Origin of the sequence: Ferrimicrobium sp., from assembly GCA_022690815.1 — a bacterium.
Taxonomy (GTDB): domain Bacteria; phylum Actinomycetota; class Acidimicrobiia; order Acidimicrobiales; family Acidimicrobiaceae; genus Ferrimicrobium.
This window is the reverse complement of record JALCZJ010000003.1, coordinates 1-24,322: the sequence shown is the minus strand read 5'-3', so window position 1 is coordinate 24,322 and position 24,322 is coordinate 1. Positions and strand designations below refer to the sequence as shown.

Sequence of the window (24,322 nt, the reverse complement as noted above, 5' to 3'; positions counted from 1 at the left end):
CTACGTGGTGATCGCCTTCATGAGTGCCGACATTGGATCGTCCTCGGAGCGACCGGCGAAGACCTGCGTCAGTCCAAGCAGCTTGGTCATATCCCCAGTCACCAGGATCTTGCCAGCAATGAATGACTCGATGGCTCGCTGCGGGTTGAACTCGACAAAGAGCGCCTTGGCGGTCTCGTAATCAAGCGACACGGTGAGATCCGGGTCATCAAGCTCACCCAAGTCAAGCGCGACAACGCCTGAGGAGGTATCAAGAAAGGCCTTCAATGGCTCATCCTGGAACGGACAACCCGAGATAATCTGGTTCATCCGCAGCGCGACATCCACCCGCAACGGCTCGATGTTCAATCGTTCGGTGATCGTGCGGAACTCTTCAAGCCAAGCCGGGCTCAAAAACTCGTAGCGGCTCAACCCCTCAACCATCGACATGTCAAACTCTGTCATCGGCATAACCGCCCTTCTTTATTCTCATTGTAGAAGCTACGAACTATCAAAAACATTCCAAGGGACCTGTTAGGGGATGACCAGCAGGTTAATCGTAGCTCCATACAGCACACTCTGACCGGCCCCAGGACTCTGGTACTGGACGATCGCTCCACCAAAAGGTGCCGACACCGTGCCGATTGTAAAGCCCTGGCCTTGTAGCGTCGACTCCGCTGTGTTGAGAGCATCGCCAACAACGTTAGGAACCTGCACATAATGGGGACCCAACGACTCGACGATGGTGACACTAGACCCAACGGAACGTACCGTCCCCGAACTCACCGATTGCGAGATCACATCACCACTTGCCACCGAGTTCGAGTACTGCTTTTGCACGCTGTAGACAAAACCTTGATTTGTCAGATCACCCTCAGCTGCTGCGAGTGAAGCTCCGACGACATTGGGTACCGGGCGAGGCGCCGGCCCTTTTGAGACAACGAACTTGACGACCGAACGATAGGCCACCTTCTCGTTGACCGGACTCTCTTGCATAACGACACCCGCTGGAACATCCGGCGAATACTCATACGTTGGGTCCACCTGAAAACCCTGTGCAGTGAGCGCTTGTTTTGCCCTGGAGAACTGTGCCGATTGAAACGAAGCGACATAGACCGGTGCGTGACCTTTGGAGACGAACAGCACCACGGTGTTGTCTGGGTGGACATTGGCCCCACTCTTGGGGTTTGAACCAATCACATGACCGCTTGGCACCGCCGACGAGTACCGTTGATCGAGGGTAACGTGGGTAATCCCCTCAGCACGAAGTCGCTGTGACGCGGTCGCCGCAGTCAAGTTCGCGACGTTATCCATCTTGACCTCGCGTAGATGTTGGTACAGAACCGCAACGCCAAGTGCCGCCGCCACCAGAATCGGCAACAGGAAAAACAACAGCCACCAGGGTTGCCGACTCCCCACCTCCTCAGAATCGCCAATCGCGGGAATCGCCGGCTTGGCGACCGCAAGTGCCGAGGTGCGATCATCGCGTTCTCGATCGTCGACAGGTACCATGGCGGTCTCGGGCACCATAACGCCTACTCCAAAGTGTTGGGTTACGTCGGCCGCGAGGGTACTCCCATCGGCGAGCCACTGCAGGCTATCATCCATCACCATCTCTGGTGTGGCGTCAGCAGGCGCCGCCTGTCCAACAAACAGCGGTCCTGGATTTGTCAGATCGCGCGCGAAGGCATTGAGGGTACGCTCAACCTCGGCTGCACTCGGGCGCTCATCGGGATCGCGATTGAGCATCGCAACCACCGAACACGCCACCGGATCCTCCGGCCGTGGGTTGATCACAGGGTCGCGCAACCGAGCGAAGGCGAGCGCGAGCTGCGTGTCGCCCTGGAATGGAATGGCCCCGAACAGCGCCTCGTAAAGTACAAGCCCGAGAGCGTAAACGTCACTGCCTGGCACCGAGCGCTTGCCCTCAACCTGTTCAGGCGCCATGTATCGGGGAGTTCCAATGATTCCTCCACCCGTCTCGGTAACCGTCGTCTCCGAAAGGGCTCGCACGAGGCCGAAGTCAGCAATACGAACACGGCCCCCGTCGTCAAAGAGTAGGTTCGCAGGTTTGATATCTCGATGGAGGAAGTTACGGTTATGCGAGTATGCCAGCGCTGACGCGGTCGCCGCACCAATCTGGACCACCTGTGACGTAGAGAGCGTGGTACCGCGGGCATACAGCTCACGAAGCGAGCCATTGGAGAGATACTCCATCACGAGGTACGGTTCGCCCTCATCAGAGCCCCAATCGAACACCTTCATGATGTTCGGGTGATTCAGTTGGGCCGCCGCTTGGGCCTCATCGCGAAACCTTCGCAAGAACATCGGATCGTCGGACAATCCTCGCAGCAACAGTTTGATGGCGACGGGGCGACCAAGGCGGTCATCGAGAGCGCGATAGACGACGCCTGCACCACCCGACCCTCGCCGAGCCACAACGCGATACCGATTACTTAGGACCCGGCCAATATTCTCGTCCGCACCCGTAGCCAGCTCGTTACCTACCTTATGATTACCGCCCGACCAGGCGGTGAGCTTGTCAGAATCAGCTACAGCCTACACTGACCGGTTCTCAAACATCCACCAGTTCATCGGTTGCCCAGGGGACTCCTATCAGCAAGGCGATAACGTTGGGTTCTCTGGGAGGAGCACCCAGGCAGGCGACACGGTTGGAGACGCTCGGTGAGGCCGCCGAGGAGCTGTCAAAACCCTAGCCTGTGCCCACGTAGCCACATGGCATCCGCCCAACTAGCTCTGGCATCTGCCCAATCAGCAGGGCACCAACGTCATGGTGGCCCACCCCCCAACGCTACCCCTCTATGGCCATGCGCTCGGGCGACCCAGAAGACATCAGGGGCAGTATTGCCGACACGCTGATGGTCGATTGCCAGCGTCACAGCGATAGAGAAGGTGGACCTTGAGCGAACACGCGACAACAACCACCCGGTTGTCAACGCAAACAATCCTGGCTCCATGGATCCATCAACGGCGTCTTAACAGTTGGGACGCCGTAGCATACGCTGGTCCTCGATGACGTCTTACGAACAATATCCAAAGCTAACCACCATCCAAGGGTGCCCCCATCACCCAAGCCAGGTCGGCGCTTGCTGGTCAGAAGCCTCCTTGTCCTACACGCTCAACCAGGTTGTCGATGCCGATCACCGCGACACCAAGCTCACTCGCCTTCGCGAGCTTAGAGCCAGCACGCTCACCAGCGACCAGATAATCGGTCTTCTTTGAAACGGCCTCGGCAACTCTTCCGCCGTGAGCGACAATGAGCTGGCGAATTTCGTCACGTGAGTAGCCAACAAAACTCCCGGTGATCACGAAGCTCAATCCGCTCAGTCGATCGGAGACCTCCCGCTTTGGGGATGCCCCCACCACGCCAGCGTTGATCAAACCCGCCAACACCACCGATCCATAGGGATCGTCACGAAAACCCACGACGGACCCCGCCACCGTCTCGCCAACACCATCGAGAGTAACGAGCTCATCCACCGTCACCGTCAAGAGGTCAGACAACGAGTTCATCGCGGTGCCGATCACCTCAGCCACGTGCAGTCCGACGTTATCAATCGCGAGTCCAAACAAGACTCGAGGGAGCTCTCGCTCCCTCGAGGCAGCGATACCCCCTAGGAGGCGATCGATCATCTTCTGACCAACGCCAGGGAGCTGACGTAACTCATCAGGACCAAGACGATAGAGGTCCGATGGAAGACGCACAAGCCCCTGTTCAATAAGTTGACGAGACCGCATCTCTCCAAGACCGTCGATATCTAAAGCATCCCGTGAGCCAAAGTGACTCAATCGTTGAACCAACTGTTCTGGGCAGAATCGGTTCGGGCACCGAAAATCGGCCTCCCCAACGATTCGCACGAGCGCCTCGCCACAACTTGGGCACGTTGTCGGGAACTGATAACGCGCCAGCTCACCAACTCTCGCCGCGAGAACCGGCCCCACCACCTCGGGGATAATCTCACCGGCTTTACGTACCACCACCAAGTCGCCGACCCGCACGTCTTTGCGTTCGATCTGCTCACTGTTGTGTAGCGTTGCCCGGGTCACCGTCGAGCCAGCAACGACAACTGGCTCAAGCTCGGCAAAGGGTGTAATCTTCCCGGTCTTGCCGACGGAGATCTCGATGGCCACAAGCTTTGTCACCTGCTCTTCCGGTGCGAATTTGTAGGCGATCAACCATCGTGGGGCTCGTGTCGTAACCCCGGCACGACGACGCTCTTGGAGGCTATTAACCTTGATAACCACACCGTCGGTCTCGTAATCGAGGGTTGCACGTATCTGGTTTAGCTCGTTGATCCGCTCGATGAGCTGCTCGGCAGCCACTGACTGGGCGTGGGGTTCTATCGCGAATCCCAGCGACGCCAGATAGGCAAGGGATTGCTCATGCGTTGGAGCTAGCACCGGAGACTCGAGCTGATAGGCGAAGAAGGCGAGCCCACGCATGGCCGTCACGCGAGGATCCTTCTGTCGAAGGCTCCCTGCCGCCGCATTACGTGGATTCGCAAACGGAGTTTTGATGGCTGGGTCCCGATTCAAGGCAGCAAACGCCGACCTGGGCAGATAGATTTCGCCCCGCACCTCAAGGGGCCCCTCAAAGGCGATCCTCTTTGGAACGGCACCAACGGTATAAACGTTGGCCGTCACATCCTCGCCCACCCTGCCATCACCACGAGTTGCCGCCTGCAGGAGTACACCGTGGTCGTAGCGCAAACTCAACGCCAGGCCGTCGATCTTGAGTTCGGCGAACAGATCAGGCACCGTCTGGAGCAATCGCCCAAGACGCTCGACCCACGCCATGAGTTCGTCGGTGTCGAACACGTTGTCGATGCTCAGCATCGGCTCGATGTGGGTAACAGCCGCAAAAAGACCTGACGGCGGAGCTCCGACACGCTGGGTTGGGGAGCTATCGGTGATGCGAGCTGGATTAGCGTCTTCCAAAGCGACCAACTCACGGTAGAGCACGTCGTACTCCGCATCCGTCAAAACAGGAGCGTCAAGCACGTAGTAGGCATAGCTTGCCCGATCAAGCAGCTCGCGCAGATCGTCGATCCGGTCACCCACAACCAACTCCCGCCTGATCGACACTGGCATGTTCGTTGCTGGATCGTTCGATAATGCGTTGGTCGATACTGGTCACGGGCATCGCCACCATCGCGGATGCGATGACCAGATCCTCTCGATAGAGTGCTACCGTCTGACCCGGTGCAATCCTACGAGTCGGCGTCTCGAATTCGAGTTCGTCCGCGTACAAGGTCGCTGGGTTTGTTGCTCCATGGGCGCTTCCCTGAAGCTGACCTACCTTTGGCCAACCGTCGCCAACATAATCGATTGTTGTGGTCACCGGCAAGCGATCGATCGTCAACTGATCAAGCGTGCCGACTTCAATAGTGCGCGTCTTGGGATCCTTGGCCAACACGTAGCGGCGCATCCCGTCACCAAGGCCGCCAATTCTGCGGCGCTGCCCTACGGTCACACCCTCAAAGGAGCTCGTGTCATCATATTCCTCACCGGTCACTCGGTCGATGACCCTGGTGGCATGCAAGGTGCCTCGTGATGCAAGAAAGCTCTCCTTACCTTCACGGCGCGAGATGAAGCAAACCTCGAGGGAATCAGGCTTGGCGGCCGTACGAAGGCCTAGATCAGCGGCGATGGCGCGCACCCTGTCCTTAGTCATGTCGCCCACTGGGAACATCAGCGATGGAATCGAGTCCTTTGGGACCACCGACAGCACATAGGACTGATCCTTCGCCACGTCCACGCCCCGTCTGATCAACGGGACGCCGTTGAATCGACCGACTCTCGCATGGTGGCCAGTGGCGAGGTAATCGAACCCGAGCGTGCTCGCACGTTCACAAAGGGCATCGAACTTGATGCTGCGGTTGCATTCAATGCACGGGTTGGGCGTCGCGCCCCCAAGGTACCCTCTGACATAGGGGTTGACGACCGAGGCATCGAACTCCTCGGTGAAGTTAAAGACCAGGTGCTTGATACCGAGCTGGTGCGCCACAAAACGCGCATCTTCAACGTCGGCGACCGAACAGCAACCCGAATCTGATGCACCTCCCCAAAGCTTGAGGGTGACACCGACCACCTCGTGACCCTGATCAAGCGCCAGCGCAGCCGCCACCGATGAGTCAACCCCTCCGGACATTGCGACCAGCACCTTAGCCATGCAACACCTCCAGAGCGCGCGCCGGGTAATCGGTCACGATCGTATCAAAACCCATGGTCTGCATACGGCGAAGATCCTCCTCCTCGTTGACGGTCCACACCCAAACGCTCAGGCGCTGTCGGTGCGCCCACTGGACAAGCTCTGGGGTGAGATATTGCGCTCCCATCAACTTCATCGGAAGTGAAAGGACGCGATAGTCAGGCTCAGAAGTTGCGTCATTATGAAAGTCCTGATACCACTTGATCGACTCACGAGATGAGGCCGTCGTCGCGACCATAGGGAACAGGGATCGGAATCGCTGCAGCGGCGGGTCCAAGAACGAGGCGACGATCGCTCGATGGGTGGCATGGTAGTCCTCGAGGAGCCGGCCAAGTTGAGCCTCCACCCACGAGTCTTGACCCAGGTCTTCCTTGATGTCGATAGATATGTTGACCTCTTGAGCCACCGCCAGCACCTCGGCAAGCGTGGCGATCCCCACTGGCTCAGGCGCGGCCCCTGCGCTCAGATCGACCTCCTGGCGGAGCTGGTCGATCGAATAGTCGTGGATCCAACCGCTGACGTTGGTGCTAGGGTCGAGCCGGTCATCATGAAATACGACGAGCTCACCATCGGCTGTTGGATGGACATCGAGCTCGAGGTCGACGTGGAGATCGACCGCAGCGCGTCGAAACGCCTCCAGCGACGAGGCAACCGCCTCACCCATCCCCCCACGATGTGCTGCAATCCTTACATCATGAACGTCAATCACTTCGGTCATGTCCATCTTCCTCGAGCGACTAGAATCGTGGGCGAATGCTCGATCATCTCTTTCTTCGCTTCATAGCTTCGCTCAAAACCTCCCTCAGCTCCTCGATGCTTGAGCGAGCAGGACTGGAGGAGCAGCTTCACAACGACATGATGCTCGGAGATTTGACCTTCGAGACCTCCTACAGCCTACCGGGAGAGGCCTCTCCACCTCACGTGCGGGCAGACTTGACCGTCGAGTGGCCGACATGGAGTCAGGGATCGTATCGCAGCTGGTCAATCGGTGACGGGATCGAAGATCCCATCGAGATCGTCATCGAAGTGGCGCTTCGGTTTACCGGGCTCCAAGAACTACCAATGACACCCCAACAGCTGGTCAATCACCTGCCACGCCACTCAGCGCAGACGATTTTAAACGCCCCTATGGAGCTCCAGCGAGTGACGGTCGAGACGAGCTATGACATTACCACTGAGGAATCAGAGCTCAGTGCGGAGGTCGTGTACGAGACGACCTGTACATTTGACGAGCAGGTCATCGAAGACGAAGATCGGGTCCTTGAAGCAATCAACCAGCTCACCGGGTGGATCTCCTCGGTTCTCGTGCAGGCGAGCGATATCCCGTTGACCTATCTTCAGCTGTGAACCGGCTCTTGGCTGTGAACCAACCAGGCCACACGGTGACTACGAATACCGATCAGGCCGGTTTAGACTTGACGTTAATGCAAGGCAATCGGAGGTAACTTGACGTGAGACCGATACCAATTGATTTCCACATCGGGCCACTCGTTCTCCACACCTATGGATTTGGGCTTGGGATCACCTTCTGGTTCGCCTACTGGTATCTCAGCCGACGCTTTCACCGTTATGGACTCTCAACGACCTGGCTCGAGAAATCTTTTCTTTGGATCATCGTTATGGCAGTCGTCGGTGCGCGGGCCGTTCACTGCATCGCGAACATCAGCTACTACATCGCACATCCGATCCTTGTTTTCGCAGTCTGGCAAGGGGGCCTCTCGTCCTACGGAGGTATTGCTGGCGGTCTGATCGTAGCGCTGTGGGCACTCCACAAATACAATCCAGAGATCTCCTTCCGAACGGCGGCCGATGTCACCGCACCCGTGCTGTTGGCGGCGTGGGCGATGGGTCGGCTACTAGGTCCACAACTCATGTACGCCGGTGGTGGCCATCCCACCACCGCTTGGTACGGCATGAAGTACGCTGGCGAGGTGGGATACCGTATCCCAGTACCGATCTTCCAGTCGCTCGAGACCATCGTGACCTATCTCATCGTGCTCCAGCTCGCCCGGCTCTACCCAACGTGGAAGATGCCTGCACTTTCGGTTGCCGCTTCCGCCTACGGGATCTGGTCGATCGGTCGCTTTTTCGACGAATATCTCTGGCTGGCGGTCCCCCGTGTCTGGGACGCCGTTGAGGTCTTCGCCCTCATCAGCCTCGGGGCCTCCATCATCGTGATGTTCATCCTTTTCAGGAGACGGGGCCGTGACGCTGCTATCGTCATCGCCCCCGAGCCGCTTGCCGCTGCCGATACGCATGGCTGACACAACGGCCCTCCTCACCGATCGTTACGAACTCACCATGCTTGAGGCTGCGCTCCAGAGCGGGATCGCCTCGCGACGTGCGACCTTCGAGATCTTCGGACGAGGACTTGGCGACCGAGGCTACGGAGTGATCGCTGGCTCAGCAAGACTCGCGACCCTCCTGGATCGCTTCAGATTCCAAGCGATGGAACTCGACTACCTTGAACGCAACTCGATCTGCTCCAGGGAGACCATAGATTATCTCACTAATTTTCGATTCTCCGGATCGATTTTCGCTTACCCCGATGGTGAGGTCTATTTTCCCTTCTCGCCGGTGCTGCGCGTCGAGGCAAGCTTTGGCGAGGGGCTCATCCTCGAGACGCTCCTGCTCTCGGTCCTCAACTTCGATTCGGCCATCGCCACCGCTGCCTCCAGGATGACGCTCGCAGCCCAAGGTCGAGCACTCATCGAGATGGGCTCACGAAGGACCAACGAGGACGCCGCCGTCACTGCCGCCAGAGCAGCCTATATCGCTGGCTTTAGTGCAACATCAAACCTCGCGGCCGGACGGCGGTATGCGATCCCAACAGCGGGAACGATGGGGCATGCCATCATTCTTGCCCACGACAGCGAGGCCGGCGCATTTCGTGCTCAGAAGGCCGTCATGGGGGATGCAACGACGGCACTGGTCGATACCTACGACACGATGAACGGGATACGCACCGCCATCGAGACCTTTGGGCCGTCGTTGGCTGCGATCCGAATCGACTCTGGCGATCCAGCGACGACCGCGGTAGGGGCACGTAAGCTGTTGGACTCGCTCTCTGCAACCAAGACCCAGATTATCGTCTCGGGTGACCTGGACGAAGCCGCGATTGCACAGCTCAGCGGAGCCCCAATCGATGGCTTTGGGGTTGGGACCAAGCTGGTCACCGGATCAGGTGTCCCGACCGCAGGCTTTGTCTACAAACTTGTTGCGATCGAACGTGGCGGTGAACGTATCGCCGTAGCAAAACAATCGGAATCCAAAACCTCCGATGGCGGAGCGAAGACAGCGTATCGAAGGACGAGAGCAAAGCGGGTGATCGACGAGTTCTCGCTCGATCCCACAACCGCGCTTAGCCCTACCTCCGCCGACGAGCTTCAAGAATTGCAGATTCCGCTCATTGTGCACGGTGACCCGGTCATCGACGACGACATCGAACGCTGGCGTCGCATCCACCGGGACTCGCTGGCTGAACTCGGTCCCGCGGCTGAGGTCCTAGCTGCGACATCACCCCTGTTCACCTGCCACTACATCGGCCCAGGCACCCTCCACGCCTGAGCACTGTCGAAAGGAGCCCCATGCCAATTGAGATCACCTCACTCGAAGAGGCAGGCCTATATCGTCCACAAATCGAGCGGCTCACCGCCCATCTGGAACACTATGTCGACGCTGGCAAGATACCAGGATTCGCACTCCTGATCGCGCGAGACGACGCGGTAGCCCTTCGCCATCACTACGGCATGGCGGACCCGCTCAACCAAACGCCGATCCAGGATTCGACGCTATATCGCATCTATTCGATGACGAAGCCGATTACTTCGACCGCACTTTTGACGCTCGTCGAAGCCGGACTCATCGATCTCAACGACGAGGTGGGTGACTACATCCCATCCTTCAAAAACATCAACGTCCTCGTCGGCGGTTCGCTCTTGGAACCCCTCTATCGACCAGCGACCGAGCCGGTGCGTGTCTGGCACCTACTGACCCACACCGCGGGCTTGACCTATGGATTTCACAATCAAACCATTCTGGACGCTCTCTATCGCCAGCACGTCTCCGAATTCAGTCTGCCCGCCGACATCACCCTTGAAGCCCTAGTGGACCGGTATGCGCAACTCGGTCTTCTCTTTGACCCCGGAACCGCCTGGAATTACTCGGTCGCCACCGACGTCGTCGGCAGGCTCATCGAAGTAGTCTCCAACACGTCGCTGGCCCAGTATCTACAAGAGACCATCTTTGATCCGCTCCAGATGACCAATACGACTTTTGAGCTCGACTCTGAACAACTTGAACGAGCCGGTGCCCTCTTCCTGAGAACCGAGAGTGACGGCATGCAACGCCTTGGTGGAGCGGTACCTGAACGCCGCGTAGCCCCAGTTGATCTTGGTGGCGGAGGCCTCTACTCCACGCTCGACGACTACCTTCGCTTTGCACTCATGCTCATGCACCGGGGCGCCTTTGAGGGACATCGCATCCTTGGACCCCGCACGGTCGATCTCATGACAACCAATCATTTACCTGGTGGCGCTGATGCACTCGATCTTTGTCGCTATCGCCCCCAACCAATCGACATCCCCGGTGAGGGTTTTGGCCTTGGCGTCTCCGTGGCCACCAACCCCACCGCCGCAAAGAACTTCACCCTCGATGCCGAGTTTGGCTGGGGCGGCATGGCCAGCACCAACTTCTTCATCGCGCCACGAGACCAGCTCACCGTCATCTTTATGACTCAACTCATCCCTTCAAGTGCCTACGCATTCGGACACGAGATTCACCGTTTGCTGGTTCCCGCACTGACGAGCTAAACATAGACGCAACCCACCATCGCGAGGCGACCAGTCTCACCTGGCCAGTGTTGTTTGCTGGTCCGTTGGTCGAAGTCACTCTCCCCGATCGGGTCGAGGTATCAGCACCTCAATGAGCAATTCTCACCGTGGCCAAACGAGATGGCAGCCCTTGAGGCGGGCGATTACTCGGTGTCAGGTGAGGGTGGATCGAGTAACAGGACAAACTGGGCAATATCTACCCGTCGGGCGTCGCTTGGGATCTCGCTGTAACCGTGCGCCCTTGCGGTTGCCAGCTCGGCGAGCTCGCTAAAATGGCTGTCAAGCTCGGCGAGTTCCCCTACGGTGAGCCAGCCCGTCCCCTCGGAGAGGCCACAGACGTTGCGCCACTCCTCAGAGAGCTGGGTGGCAAATCGTCGATGCGCACGGTATCGCTCGATGATCGCGGCTGTCACCTGTTCGGCCAGGGCATTGAAACCCACGGTCACCTCTCCAGCATCGTCGGCTACCGTGATGCCGAGATACTTCAGACGCCATGGATGTTCACGTCGGCTCTGGACCTCGACCGGCTCGACAAAATCGTGCTTGGCCAGTTGGCGTAGATGGAAGGAGCAATTGGCCGCCGTCGTGTCCAGCAAGCGGGCCGCCTCGGCAGCCGTCAGCGTCTCGTGCTGTCCCAGAAGGTCAATGAGTGCAAGCCGGAGTGGATGCGCTAGCGCCTTGATCCCACCAACATCGTCAAGCATCCGACTGGGCAGATCCCTCTCCTTTGGATCATGAGCTCGGTCAAGCATCGCTTCGTCACCTCCATTCGCTGTGTATCCACTGATCTGTCCCCACGCACGACAGATCCCAAGAGATGGCAGGCGACGAGACGGTTCCACCATACCCTCTCGTCGCGCACCACCAATAATGGTTCATCACAGCAGCGATGTTACCCTAATGGTGAAAGCCATTCACCTGTGACGATGTCGGCATGGGAGCATCGAGATCATCAAGCTCTTCAACCGCCCGCTTGAGGTCATCGACGAACAACGCAGCGAGATCGCTCCGGAAGCCGTTGCGCAAAACCGCGCGCATGATCAACTCATCTGAGAGGTTGTCGGGCATCGGATAGACCGGCACCTGCCAGCCGCGCTCACGCAGCTTCGAGGAGAGGTGGTGGAGGTTCCAGTTGGGATTCGAATCAGCGGTCTTCATCCAGGCCACGACCGGCAATTCATCCCCGCGCGCGATCACCGACATCGAAGGAAGATCATCAAGGCCGTCTGCAATCATCGCCGCCGTTTGCTGTGAGCCACGCTGAACGCGACGATAACCCTCAAACCCCAGGCGAATCAGGTTATAGTACTGCAATAGCACCTGTGCTCCTGGACGCGAGAAATTGAGTCCGAACGTGGGCATCTCTCCACCAAGGTACGAGACCTTGAAGATCAACTCCTCGGGCAATAGGTCCTTGCTTCGCCACAACACCCAACCGAGTCCTGGATAGACCAATCCATACTTATGGCCCGAGGTGTTGATCGAATGAACGCGCTCCAACGCAAAGTCCCATACCAGTTCGGGTTGGAGAAATGGGGCCACAAAGCCACCAGAGGCCGCATCGACATGGATGGGGATATCAAGCCCGCCAGAGGCAGCGAGATCATCAAGCGCTCGGGCGATCGCGGCGATTGGCTCGTAGATGCCGGTATAGGTCACCCCGAGGATCGGTACCACACCAATGGTATTCTCGTCGACCGCGTCGAGCACACCGCGCGGAGTCAGGAATGGCTCCTCTCGAGTAATGGGGACATAGCGTGGCTCCACCTCGAAGTAATTCGCAAACTTCTCCCACACGACCTGCACCGAAGAGCTAAAGACGATATTGGGTCGTCCCACATCTTTACCTTCTGCGCGTCGTTTTGCCATCCAACGTCGCTTGAGCGCAAGCCCAGCCAACATACAGGCCTCCGAAGATCCGGTGGTGGAGGTTCCAATCACGTTCGACGGATCAGGGGCATGCCAGAGATCGCCGATCATAGCGATGCACCGATCCTCGATCGCCGCAGTTTGCGGGTATTCGTCCTTGTCGACGATGTTCTTGTCGACCGCCTCCAGATAGAGTTGATCAGCTTCAGGCTCCATCCATGTGGTCACAAAGGTCGCCAGATTTAAACGCGCAGAGCCATCAAGGTCAATCTCATCACTGATCATCTGATAGGCGGTACGAGCGCTCATGCCAACAGCAGGTATCTGATATTTTGGAATTTCGTGATCGTCGCCATCGGCGTAGATCGGATTAACTTTGATTCCCTCTGACATTTCCTTTGCTTCATGGTCACCGCTAAGTCGGGTCATGCATCATCCTCCTTGGCACCAGGTTAGCAAGGAGACCTCGTTATCCGCTGAACAGGCGCCCGGAGCTCGACCATACTATCGCAAATGGTGGCTGTCCACCACCGTAATCGACACGCGCCATTATCCATTCATCGCGCGTATGACCGCGTCGTTGATGCTTGGCCAGCGCTCCTTCGCCCAGGCACCAAAGGGCTTTGCACCGAGAAACACCGCGAAGCATTGCTGCGAGGGATCGATCCACAGATAGGATCCACTCTGGCCAAAGTGGCCATAGCTTGCCTCCGAGACGAGAGTTCCCATCCAGTGCGCCACCTTGTGGCCCCGCACCTCTGCACCAAGGCCCCACGGGTTGGGGGTCTGCAATCCAAAGCCTGGCAATACCCCGGGCAACTCCCCCAGGAAGGGCGTCCGTAACCGCAACAACGACACATCGGCAAGGATCGAGGGAACGCTCAAGACCCGTACCAACTTGACAAGGTCGTCGATGGTTCCCGAGAGGCCAAAAGCGGCTCCGGTGGTGGCAAGCTCCGGGTCCACACTCGCACCAGCCATCCCCGCTGGCTCGAAAACAGCCTCACGGATGTAGTCGCGATAGGTCATCGATGACACTCTCTCTAACCCTCTGCCAAGCAGCTCATAACCAATGTTGGAGTAGATCCGCCTGGTACGCGGTGCGATTGATGGCTCGATGTTGTCTGGCGCAACCAGCCGGGGATCGTTAGCCTCACCAGTGGCAAGTCCGGAGGAGTGCGATAACAACTCCTCCACAGGGATATCGAAATTCCCCAAGCCCGAACCGAGGGCAAGAGAACCATCCTCGATCCCAATGTGAACACCTACCGCAGCCACGAGTTTCGAGACCGACGCCCAAGGTCTAGGAACAATCTCCCCATAGGAGCCACCGACCACCGCGTCGGCATCGGTGAGCCGACCAAACGCGAGCGACTCACCCGTCTCAAGATAGTCCTCGATCGTCAGTGTCATGGAGTTCAGCCTATTTACTGTTGGCTGGTGGCAGCCTCCTGTTCGGCGATTTGGCGCCGAACCTCATCCATGTCCAGAGCTTCGACCTGGGCAATAATCTCGGCCAAGGCTTGACGCGGTAGCGCCCCAGGCTGTGCATAGAGCAGCACCTGATCACGGAAGGCCATCAGCGTAGGGATCGACATGATCTGGAACGCCTGTGCCAACTCGCGCTCAGCCTCAGTATCCACTTTGCCAAAGACAATATCGGGATGCTCCTCCGAGAGCTCTTCGTAGACCGGGGCGAAGGCCCTACATGGCCCGCACCACGCTGCCCAGAAATCGACGAGAACGATACCGTTCTCTTCGACGGTTTCGTTAAAGTCTGCTGCCGTCAAATTCTGCGTTGCCATCGTCACCCTTTCTCGTTACCAGTTACAACCACTATACCCCTAACGGTATTCCGAAAGGTTCAATCAACGAGCGGTACCCGGAGCGGGAGTCGAACCCGCATGACCCAAAGGTCCGGGGGGTTTAAGCCCCCTGCGTCTACCATTCCGCCATCCGGGCGCACGGCTATGTCGGGCCGAAGAGCGTCGTGAGAAGCTGACGGTCCGACTGATACAGCCACCACATCGTCCAGACACCAACTGGGGTGAAGCCTCCCGCGAGGTGAAAGGCAACATGGGCATGCAGACACTTTACACCAGCGCGTGCACCGCCTACGCCTCGGCCAAACATGTGGGGAAGTTCATGGCGCCCGCTTCGATAGCTCTGGTTGGCGAGATCGAGTGCGCCAGGATCAACTGACGACGCTGCTCGACGCACCCCTCCTTGAGACTCAAGGCGTGCGACGGCGGACACCAGTCGACGCTCAACCAACCAAAACCTGTTCGACTGTGGCGTCTGATCCTGGTCATAAGGGGCCAACTCGATCACGATCGGGTAGCCATCGACCGATCTGGTCACCGTGCGGAACGGAATCTTCGGGACCCGACCGAGCTGGTCGGTTACCCAATCGATATCCTCCCTATTGGCGAACCACGCTTGACTATCCTCGTCGACGACCACGCCGACGCACCAGAACTGCAATGACGATTGCCACTGCGGCCACCGGAGCCAGTCGCTTAGCAATTGGCTTAGCCAGCATGCGCACGGCATTGAGCTCTGCAGGTTCGTCAGACTCTGCTACCACGTGTGTATCCACAGACGCGTCATCGGCTGGAGCCGCCCGCGACTCATCCTCAGCAGCCGTCTCACCCTGGCCGATCAGCTCAGCGAGTCTGGTTGCAAACTCGCCCATCAACTTCTCAGAGACCTCACCAAGCACACCACGACCGAACTGGGCAACCCGACCCGCGATGGTCAGGTCAACGTCAACCGTCACCCGAGTCATCTCACCCTCAGGGATCAACCGCGCCGTGATAACCGCACTCGCATTCCCCTGACCTTTGGTCTCACGTCCCTCTGCGCGCAGCACTGCGATGTGGTGCTCCGCATCCCGAGACTCGAAACGCGCCACGCCGGCGTAGTTCGCGGTAATCGGGCCAACCTTGATCTTGACCGACCCCTTGTGATCGTCGCCCTCGACCGAAGACAGCGAAGCGCCGGGTAGACATGGTGCAATACGCTCGAGATCGGTGAGAATCTCCCACGCCCGATCGACCCCAACCGGTACCGTAAACTCGTTAACAATCTCCATAGCACTTCCTCTCTGTCGCACGAACCCGTGCAAGATCAGCCCAAGTATCGACGTCCATTGGATTCCCTTGACACGGGACCTCGACAACGTTGACGCGATCGAATATTCCTCGCGCACCGACGTCTCCTTGGCGCGCAAGCAACCCGAAGACCGACGACGATATCTTAACCGGGTTCCCTCGTTTACCCCTATAGGTAGCGATGGCAACCCCAGTGACGGTGGCGCTGGCCACCGCGTACCACGCCTTGGCGCCAATCAATGGTTGATCGCCTAGTCCAACGGTGAGCGCACCGAGGCGACGCTCAAGGGTCGCGTCCACAGCGAGTCCCAGCGACGATGCCAACCCATCGCCCGGGCGATGGTTTCGCAATTCAATGAAACCGTCCGGCACCAAGCCATCGAGGCGACTGTCCTGGGTAACGACAAAATGGCCACCCGCTGGCACCATCGCCGCGGCGCCGAGTGCCCAACTCACGAGCGGACGCCCACCGACATCGACGAGCAGCTTGGAGGTTCGAGCATCAAAGCGTGTGCCCGAACCCGCAGCCAGCACCACCAAGGCCGTCGATGCCAATTCACGCTCTGCAGCCATGTCATGACTCACTAGGTCATGGTAGCTCACCAGGTCATGGCCCCTTCAGCGTGGATAGGACCCTCTGTGAGCGACAGCGGATCAGCCTGGCGATGCTCCCGACGAGCGATGATCTCTGCCAGAATCGAAACCGCCGTCTCGGCGGGGGTTCTGGCTCCGATATCGAGACCGATGGGTCCAGCGATGCGGCTGCGCACCTCATCCGCAGCGATCCCATCGGCCACCAATCGATCCAGACGATCCTGCTGTGTTCGTCGCGACCCCATGACGCCGATGTACCCAGCTCGAGTCGCGAGTGATGCCTTGATCGCAGGCACGTCAAATTTAGGATCATGCGTGAGGATGCAGATGGCATCGCGCTCGGTAATAGTTTCACCGACCGCCACAAGATAATCGTGTGGCCAAGCGACATGCACCTCGTCGGCCATCGGAAAGCGAGCTTCGGTGACAAAGACCGCCCTTGCATCTACGACGATCACGCGATACCCCAGGAGCTTCGCCGCCTGTGCAAGGGCATCACTGAAGTCAACTGCGCCAAAAATGAACATCTGCGCAGGTTGTGCTGAAACCGCCATCACCACCGCAACCTCGAGTGAACGAGACTGCCCTCTTCTGCCATAGGTGCGCCGCGTCCCATGTGCCTGCGCCAACACACCGGCCGCATCACGAGCAACCACCCGGTCGAGATCTGGGTTGCCGAGTGTACCCACCACTTCGTCGGCGAGCACCAGCATCGATGCACCTATCGACGGAAGTGCTACCGAACGATTCTCCCCAGCAAAATATGATTCGTCCTCTTCATCAACGGCATAGACCGTTGCGATCACGCACGGTTCCCCGTGATGCAGCGCCTCTGCGAGCCGGTAGAGATAGTCAGGAGGATCAGGCTGTACAAGAATATGGAACGTACCTCCACAGGTCAGGCCAACCGCCACCGCCTCATCATCGGAGAACCCGAAGGCCATCGTCGTCGCCTCCGAAGGAGAGGAGCTACCAAGGAGCCCAAAACTCGTAAGAACCGACTCCGGCGCTTCAAGTCGCAACAGTGCCTCGGCGACAACAGCTCCTTCGACGCAACCTCCCGACACCGAACCGGCGACCTCGCCGTCTTGGTTCACGGCCATCAGGGCACCCGGCTCTCGAGGACCGGAGCCCTCGACTGCGACCACCGTCGCAATCGCACAACGCTTCCCCATCGCCCGCCAAGCGAGCACTCGATCTATCACCTCAATCATGAGAACGCTCCTTGAGTACAGATTAGTTTGGCGAGTTGTTCGAATGAACGAATGCTCTCGCCGGGCACGAGCGCATCGAGATAGGGCAGCGCGGTCGCCATCCCACGTGCCAGCGGAGCGTAATCAGCCGCCCCTGCAAGCGGGTTCACCCAAAGAATCCGATGAGCCAGACGAGAAAGTCGTCCCATGGCCACATCCATCACCAAGGGATCGCCACGATCCCAACCGTCGGAGAACACGACGACGACCGCACGTCTGGCAAGACCGCGTGAACCATAGCGGGTGTTGAACTCCCCGAGCGAAGCACCAAGCCGGGTACCTCCAGCAAAATCATCGACGATACGTGTCACCTGAGCCATCGCCCGATCTGGATCACGGGCATCAAGTGCTCGGCTGACGTCACTGAGACGCGTGCCGAGCGTAAAAACATGGACGTCGCCTAACGCCCGTCGTGCAGCCCACGCAAAATGCAAGAGGCCCTCAGCATAGGCGTGCATCGATCCGGAGATATCGACCAGGAACAGCAGCCTGCGATACTGCATGCCCTTGGCACGAAAGCGACGCTGGATCAGCTCCCCATCGGTCGCGACAGAGAGGCGCAGTGTGCGCGCAAGATCCACCCGCTGCATCCGCCGGCTCTTGGTGTACCGGTAACTACGGCGAAGCGGGGGTGCGAACCGAAGCTGATCGATGACTCGAAACGCCTCTTGTCGCTCATTGGCATCCAGCTGACGCAGATCTACCGACCGCAGTCGCTCCACAGCCGAATAGCGGACGATGCGTTGCGCCTCCTCGCCTTCGTCAGCGTCGCCTTCTGGTGCATCGTCATCATCGAGACCCACACTGACCTGGCGTGGTTGCTGGGCCTCGCTGGCGACACCTATCCCGTAGAAGTACTCTGCAAATCCCCGCTCAAAGGCCTCGTTATCGTGGCCCGACTTGACCAAGATGGCTCTGGCACCCTCGCGAACGAGATCCTCACGGCCAACACCAAGCACGGTCAACGCGGCCAAGAGGTCACCTGCACTCGTGGGCGACACCGCGAGTCCACGTGAACGCAGGAGCTCTACGAGCCCAGCCACCAACTCCTCAGGGCTCACTCCTCGAACCGAGCGAAGGCCTGCTTAAAGAGCGTCGAAACCCCGACCCCAGCCAGTCGCTCCTCGTCCTCGCGAAACTTGACAACCGCCCCAAGCGTCATCTCCAACCACTCCGGAGTCACCTCGGTCGCCATCAGTCGGGCAAGTGCCATAGCCCAGTCGATTGCCTCAGCGATCCCCGGCGGCTTGACGAGGCCCTGGGTGCGTAATTCCTGTACCAACGCACCCACCTGAGTAACGACTCGTTCGCTCGCCTCAGGAGCGCGGAGTCGAATGATCGCCACCTCGCGTTCAAAGCTCGGATGATCAACCCAGAGATACAAGCACCGACGCTTGAGGGCGTCATGGAGATCACGAGTTCGGTTTGACGTGAGGATCACAATAGGACGCACCGTCGCTGAACGTGTCCCTAGCTCTGGAATGGTGATCTCGAAGGTTGAGAGCAGTTCCAAGAGGAAGGCCTCAAACTCATCATCGGCGCGGTCGAGCTCATCGATGAGCAGGATCGGGGGATGAGCCGGGTCCTGATATCCGAGCGAGCGCAGCAACGGTCGCTCCACCAGGTAACGATCCTGATACAGCTCCGCCTCGAGCGATGACCGGTCCGTTGCCACACCGGTGGCCTCGGTGGCCCGTAGATGGAGAAGCTGCTTGGCATAGTCCCAATCGTACACCGCCTGGGTCGAGTCGATTCCTTCATAACACTGCAAGCGAATGAGATCACTCCCAAAGAGTCGCGCCAAGGCAAGCGCGAGCTCAGTCTTGCCGACACCGGCATCCCCCTCGAGCAGCAACGGCTTCTCGAGTGCCAAGGCAAGGAAGACCGCGGTGGCGATCTTGAGGTCAGGCAGGTAATCGACTCGGCGTAGACCTTGCGCCAGGTCTTCTGGCGTGTTGAGCCCGAGCCTCGCGGTTCGTTGCTCAGCCAAGTTCGATCAATGCTCGCTTCACGAGGACCCGAGCTAGGTGGCGACGATACTCGACACTGGCATTGATATCAGCTGAGGGGCTCGTACCCTCGTCGGCCACTGCTGCTGCCTCGTCAACACTCGCACCCGCCGCCAAACGTTCTTCAACCGCTGTGGCGCGCAAGGGAGTCGGCCCCATGTTGACAAAGCCGACATTCGTGCGGTCGCCGCGAACCGCCACCACGCCAACAATCGCCCAGTCCTGCGCCCGTCGATTGAACTTTTGGAACGCATACTTCGTGAAACCGGTTGGGACGCGGATCTCAATAAGAATCTCATCGGGCGCGAGTGCCGTCTCCAAGAATCCCTTGAAGAACTCCGACGCCGCAATCTCGCGACGGCCCGATGGCCCTTCAACCACCATGGTCGCTCCGAGTGCCAACAACGCCGCCGGAAAGTCGGCGGCACCATCGCCATGGGCGGTTGAGCCACCGATCGTGCCAACGTGGCGCACCGAAGGATCCCCAATCTGACCAGCGACCATGGAAAGAACGGGAACTTCACGAGCGACCAGCTCTGAGGTCTCCACATCACGATGTCGCGTCAGTGCCCCAATCGCCACCGCGTTGCCTTCCTTGCGCACATAGGACAGGTCGGAGATCCGTCCGATATCAACAAGCATCGAGGGTGATGCGAGCCGAAGCTTCATCAACGGGATCAACGAGTGGCCCCCTGCAAGAACCTTCGCGTCCTCATCACTGGAAAGCATGGCGATCGCCTCTGCGACATTGTTCGCCCGGACATAGTCAAAACTCGACGGATACATACATTTCCCTTCTTTTGATTTGCGTCATCTCTACCGGACTCTCAACTATTGCTGCTTCTTCGCCTGTTGGATCAGCGAATATACCCGCTCGGGCGTCGCCGGCATCTGACAGTCCATCACCCCAAGGTCAGCAAGTGCATCCACGACAGCGTTGATGACGGCGGGTGCCGATCCAATCGTACCGGCCTCACCAACCCCCTTGACGCCAAGTGGATTCGTCGGCGACGGGGTCACCGTCGAGTCAAGCTCAAAGCTCGGCATTTCAGACGCCGACGGCACAAGATAATCTGCCAGCGAGGCATTCAGCAGCTGTCCGGAGGTATCATAGAGTGCCTCCTCGTAGAGCGCCTGGGCCACACCTTGGGTTATCCCGCCATGCACCTGACCCTCGACAATCAGCGGGTTGATTTGATTCCCACAATCGTCGACGGCGATATAGCGAACAAGGCGTACCTCTCCAGTTTCTTCGTCAATCTCCACCACCGCGATATGAGTACCATTCGGGAAGGTGAAGTTCGGTGGATCCCAGCTGATCGACGCCTCAAGATTTGGCTCCACCCCATCGGGAAGGTTATGCGCGGTGAACGCCTCAAAGGCGATGGCGGCGAGCGGTAGCTGCTGGTCTGGCGAGCCCTTGACGCGGAAGGCAGCATTCACGTATTCGAGATCCTCTTCAGCGACCTCAAGCTGATGGGCAGCGATCTTCATCGCCTTCTCGATGACCCGCTCGGTTGCCAGGTAGACGGCGGTGCCGCCAACGGAGAGCGAACGGCTGCCGTAGGTGTCCATCCCGTGAGGCGCGATTGCTGTATCGGAATGCAATACCTCGACATCGTCTGGCGATATGCCAAGCTTGTCGGCCACGATCATCGACCAGCTCGTCTCGTGACCCTGCCCATGGGGAGCAGTACCCGTCACAACCTGCACCTTCGAGGTCGGCAGGATCCGGACCGTCGCAGCCTCCCAACCGCCGGCCCCATAGTTCAAGCTGGCAAGCACACGAGAAGGGGCGAGCCCACACATTTCGACATAACACGAAACGCCGATCCCAAGCCGCCGTGGGTCGCCAGCCGCGCGACGCCGCTCCTGCTCGGCACGCAGCTCGGTGTAGCCCGCGTTATCGAGCGCCTTTGCGAGGTTCTCGTGATAAGAACCCGAATCAAACGTCAGTCCTGCCACCGACTCATAGGGGAACTTATCGGCTGCGATAAAGTTACGCCGCCGGATCTCCGCCGGATCCATGTTGAGCTTGCGCGCCAACGTGTCCATCGCTCTCTCAATGGCATAGGTCGCCTCTGGCCGTCCAGCGCCTCGGTAGGCATCAGTCGGCGTTTTGTTCGTGAAGAGTCCGGTGCAGGTGAACGAATAGGCACCAACGTCATAGACGCCGTGATAGAGAAATGCCCCAAGCAGTGGGACACCGGGAGTCACGAGCTGGAGGTAGGCACCCATGTCGGCGAGCAACTTCACCCGAATGGCGGTCACCTTGCCATCGTCATTGGCCGCGAGCTCCATGTACTGGACCTGGCCACGTCCGTGAATGGTCGCCATTGTGCCCTCACCACGCTCCTCAGTGAAGCGAACCGGTTGACGCAACCGACGCGCCAGCGCGAGGCACAGGAGCTCCTCCGCATAGACGTCGAGCTTCGAGCCAAAACCACCCCCGACGGATGGGGCCACAACACGCAGCTTGGTCTCCGGGATACCCGTAGTCAAGGCGAGCATGACACGCAACACGTGGGGAATCTGCGTAGCTGAGTATATGGTGTAATCGCCACCCATCGGAGACGGGACGACCACCATCGCCCGTGGCTCCATGGCGGCGGGAATAAGCCGCTGCTGGACATAGCGCTCGCTCACGGTCACTTTGGCCGCACGAAAGGCCGCCTCGACCGCATCCGGGTTCGGATCGAGCGCCCACACAAAGCTGGTGTTGCTCTCCAACGCTTCGTGGGCAAGCGTACCGTCCTTGACCGCGTCCTCAAGGTCAAGGACCGGGGCCAACTCCTCGTACTCAACGATTACCTCGCCAGCAGCATCGACCGCCTCGGTTTGTGAACGAGCCACGACCGCTACTACTCCTTCACCGGCGTAGTGCACGTAATCGATGGCGAGCGGATAATGCGCAGGACTCTTCATATCTGGCGTCACCGGCCAGGCACAAGGCATCGGAGATGCCCACTCGGACTGCAAATCCCCTCCCGTCAAGACCGCAACGACACCAGGCATCGATCGTGCAGCGTTGGTGTCAACCCTGGTGATTCGGGCATGCGCATGCGGCGAGCGAACGAGGACGAGATGCAAAGCACCAGGGACGACAAGGTCGTCGGAGAACCGATTCTCGCCCGAAAGAAGCCCGGGATCTTCCCGCCGGACCCGGCGTTGTCCGATAATACGCTCTTGTGCCTCGGTCATCGTCATCGCGTTGCCCCCATCTCCTCTTTCGCGGCCAAAACGGCCTTGACGATATTGTGATATCCAGTGCAGCGACAGAGGTTCCCCTCGAGCCCCTCCCGCACGGTTGCCTCATCGAGCGTGTCGTGCTCGGCCAGAATCGACATCGACACCATCACCATGCCCGGCGTGCAGTAACCACACTGCAGCGCATGATTCTCCTGGAACGCTCGTTGCAGAGGATGGAGTGTTCCATCAGGGTCGGCGAGGCCTTCGATCGTGGTGACGCTTCTCCCGTCAGCCTGGGCCGCCAGTACCGTGCACGACTTCACCGATTCCCCATCCAGGAGGACGGTGCAAGCCCCACACGACGATGTATCGCAACCAACGTTGGTACCTGTTAACCCAAGATGCTCTCGTAAGAAATGCACCAACAAGGTCCTTGGCTCAACATCAGCCGCTCGCTCTTGGCCATTCACTGTCACTTCTACGCGCACTCGTCCTCCTCTTTCAATGGATCGTACTTACCTAATGAGGGGAGCGACGCGCCCCCTGCGACACCATGATCACACACCATGATCACTCTGTGCCCACACTCCCGAAACTAGCACGAATTTCGGGACTCTTGTGTGCGGCGGCGAAAAAGAAGTCTCCTCCGTCTCCGACGAACCTCATCTCCTCGGGTCCTTGCAACACAAACGACGTGGTTCACAGCTACCACCCATGCCGGGCTACGCCATCGAACCCTGTCGTTACCAAGATGCATCACGCAGGGGCTGACCGCAGCTAGCACTGCTTACTGCGGCCCCGGTTCATGATCAAAGATCTTTCTCAGCGAGCCGCTCTCCCCGGCTCGCCCTCTGTCCCCACCCACAGGCCGCACCAGAGTGCCGCGCGCGTCAACAATCCCCGACCCAACATGCATAGTGTGGGCGTTGCGCCGAGACGTTGGGGTCAACGCCAATAAAACGGCACGAAGCGCCCCTCGGCGTTCGAATGACAGCCACCCACCACGAGGTGTCACCGTAACCGTCTATTCGCTCCACCAGTTCCACTGCATCAGGAGGGTCAGGTTGGGGCACGCTACTGATACGGCTACGTTGATCACTCTTGAACTAGTTTGCCATCATGTCGCTAGAGCAAGGTCAGTACCTATTGGGTTGTGGCACAAGAGCTTAGAGTCCACTCAGTGACACTACACCGATGGGAAACAAAAGGACGTATTGATCCTCCTATGCACACCACAACGGGGGTACGCCCA

General features: G+C 58.9%; 22 protein-coding genes and 1 tRNA gene. 4 read left to right on the top strand and 19 right to left on the bottom strand.

What is annotated here, in order from left to right; translation table 11 throughout:
- From MP439_01460 to MP439_01440, 5 genes are all read right to left on the bottom strand, one after another.
- A complete protein-coding gene (locus MP439_01460) occupies positions 1-450 on the bottom strand; it encodes a hypothetical protein (GenBank protein ID MCI2974732.1) in 450 nt (149 codons plus the stop codon).
- A gap of 63 nt (positions 451-513) precedes the next feature.
- A complete protein-coding gene (locus MP439_01455) occupies positions 514-2,418 on the bottom strand; it encodes a PASTA domain-containing protein (GenBank protein MCI2974731.1) in 1,905 nt (634 codons plus the stop codon).
- A gap of 675 nt (positions 2,419-3,093) precedes the next feature.
- Positions 3,094-5,085, bottom strand: a complete 1,992-nt coding sequence (gene ligA, locus MP439_01450) for an NAD-dependent DNA ligase LigA (GenBank protein MCI2974730.1) — start codon at positions 5,083-5,085, stop codon at positions 3,094-3,096.
- Complete coding sequence (gene mnmA, locus MP439_01445; GenBank protein ID MCI2974729.1) at positions 5,054-6,172, bottom strand: tRNA 2-thiouridine(34) synthase MnmA; 1,119 nt, start codon at positions 6,170-6,172, stop codon at positions 5,054-5,056. The genes ligA and mnmA overlap by 32 nt, the downstream gene beginning before the upstream one ends.
- Positions 6,165-6,929 (bottom strand): hypothetical protein, encoded by a 765-nt coding sequence (locus MP439_01440; GenBank protein ID MCI2974728.1) that lies wholly within the window; start codon positions 6,927-6,929, stop codon positions 6,165-6,167. Before MP439_01440 ends, mnmA begins: the two co-directional genes overlap by 8 nt.
- Before the next feature lie 35 nt (positions 6,930-6,964).
- Between MP439_01440 and MP439_01435 the strand changes: the two genes are divergently transcribed.
- From MP439_01435 to MP439_01420, 4 genes are all read left to right on the top strand, one after another.
- Positions 6,965-7,558: a hypothetical protein gene (locus MP439_01435; protein ID MCI2974727.1), complete on the top strand. Its 594-nt coding sequence runs from the start codon at positions 6,965-6,967 to the stop codon at positions 7,556-7,558.
- Positions 7,559-7,662: 104 nt separating this feature from the next.
- Positions 7,663-8,475, top strand: a complete 813-nt coding sequence (locus MP439_01430; protein MCI2974726.1) for a prolipoprotein diacylglyceryl transferase — start codon at positions 7,663-7,665, stop codon at positions 8,473-8,475.
- The gene (locus MP439_01425; protein MCI2974725.1) at positions 8,468-9,778 is read left to right on the top strand and encodes a nicotinate phosphoribosyltransferase; all 1,311 of its coding nucleotides are present in this window, start codon (positions 8,468-8,470) and stop codon (positions 9,776-9,778) included. Before MP439_01430 ends, MP439_01425 begins: the two co-directional genes overlap by 8 nt.
- Positions 9,779-9,798: 20 nt before the next feature.
- Positions 9,799-11,022 (top strand): beta-lactamase family protein, encoded by a 1,224-nt coding sequence (locus MP439_01420; protein ID MCI2974724.1) that lies wholly within the window; start codon positions 9,799-9,801, stop codon positions 11,020-11,022.
- Between the two features lie 164 nt (positions 11,023-11,186).
- On the opposite strand, the gene MP439_01415 is transcribed toward MP439_01420, so the two are convergent.
- The 14 genes from MP439_01415 to MP439_01350 form a co-directional block, all read right to left on the bottom strand.
- Positions 11,187-11,795 carry a helix-turn-helix domain-containing protein gene (locus MP439_01415; protein ID MCI2974723.1) on the bottom strand — a complete coding sequence of 203 codons (609 nt, stop codon included), beginning with the start codon at positions 11,793-11,795 and terminating at the stop codon, positions 11,187-11,189.
- Between the two features lie 145 nt (positions 11,796-11,940).
- Positions 11,941-13,341, bottom strand: a complete 1,401-nt coding sequence (locus MP439_01410) for a glutamate decarboxylase (GenBank protein ID MCI2974722.1) — start codon at positions 13,339-13,341, stop codon at positions 11,941-11,943.
- A gap of 120 nt (positions 13,342-13,461) precedes the next feature.
- Positions 13,462-14,325, bottom strand: a complete 864-nt coding sequence (locus MP439_01405; GenBank protein ID MCI2974721.1) for a beta-lactamase family protein — start codon at positions 14,323-14,325, stop codon at positions 13,462-13,464.
- A 14-nt stretch (positions 14,326-14,339) separates the two neighbouring features.
- Positions 14,340-14,717 (bottom strand): thioredoxin, encoded by a 378-nt coding sequence (trxA, locus tag MP439_01400; protein ID MCI2974720.1) that lies wholly within the window; start codon positions 14,715-14,717, stop codon positions 14,340-14,342.
- Between the two features lie 74 nt (positions 14,718-14,791).
- Positions 14,792-14,874, bottom strand: a tRNA-Leu gene (locus tag MP439_01395).
- A gap of 6 nt (positions 14,875-14,880) precedes the next feature.
- Positions 14,881-15,375, bottom strand: coding sequence for a DUF501 domain-containing protein (locus tag MP439_01390; protein MCI2974719.1), 495 nt, complete (start codon positions 15,373-15,375; stop codon positions 14,881-14,883).
- The gene (locus MP439_01385; protein ID MCI2974718.1) at positions 15,356-16,006 is read right to left on the bottom strand and encodes an SRPBCC family protein; all 651 of its coding nucleotides are present in this window, start codon (positions 16,004-16,006) and stop codon (positions 15,356-15,358) included. The genes MP439_01390 and MP439_01385 overlap by 20 nt, the downstream gene beginning before the upstream one ends.
- Positions 15,993-16,628 (bottom strand): NTP transferase domain-containing protein, encoded by a 636-nt coding sequence (locus MP439_01380; protein ID MCI2974717.1) that lies wholly within the window; start codon positions 16,626-16,628, stop codon positions 15,993-15,995. Before MP439_01380 ends, MP439_01385 begins: the two co-directional genes overlap by 14 nt.
- On the bottom strand, positions 16,625-17,833 hold the full coding sequence (locus MP439_01375) for an XdhC family protein (GenBank protein ID MCI2974716.1): 1,209 nt from the start codon (positions 17,831-17,833) through the stop codon (positions 16,625-16,627). Before MP439_01375 ends, MP439_01380 begins: the two co-directional genes overlap by 4 nt.
- Entirely contained in the window at positions 17,830-18,915 is a 1,086-nt protein-coding gene (locus MP439_01370) for a VWA domain-containing protein (GenBank protein ID MCI2974715.1), read from the bottom strand. Before MP439_01370 ends, MP439_01375 begins: the two co-directional genes overlap by 4 nt.
- A gap of 14 nt (positions 18,916-18,929) precedes the next feature.
- Positions 18,930-19,862: a MoxR family ATPase gene (locus tag MP439_01365; GenBank protein ID MCI2974714.1), complete on the bottom strand. Its 933-nt coding sequence runs from the start codon at positions 19,860-19,862 to the stop codon at positions 18,930-18,932.
- The gene (locus MP439_01360; protein ID MCI2974713.1) at positions 19,855-20,667 is read right to left on the bottom strand and encodes a xanthine dehydrogenase family protein subunit M; all 813 of its coding nucleotides are present in this window, start codon (positions 20,665-20,667) and stop codon (positions 19,855-19,857) included. The genes MP439_01365 and MP439_01360 overlap by 8 nt, the downstream gene beginning before the upstream one ends.
- A 45-nt stretch (positions 20,668-20,712) precedes the next feature.
- Positions 20,713-23,088 (bottom strand): xanthine dehydrogenase family protein molybdopterin-binding subunit, encoded by a 2,376-nt coding sequence (locus MP439_01355; GenBank protein MCI2974712.1) that lies wholly within the window; start codon positions 23,086-23,088, stop codon positions 20,713-20,715.
- Positions 23,085-23,558 carry a (2Fe-2S)-binding protein gene (locus MP439_01350; GenBank protein ID MCI2974711.1) on the bottom strand — a complete coding sequence of 158 codons (474 nt, stop codon included), beginning with the start codon at positions 23,556-23,558 and terminating at the stop codon, positions 23,085-23,087. The genes MP439_01355 and MP439_01350 overlap by 4 nt, the downstream gene beginning before the upstream one ends.
- Between the last annotated feature and the right edge of the window lie 764 nt (positions 23,559-24,322).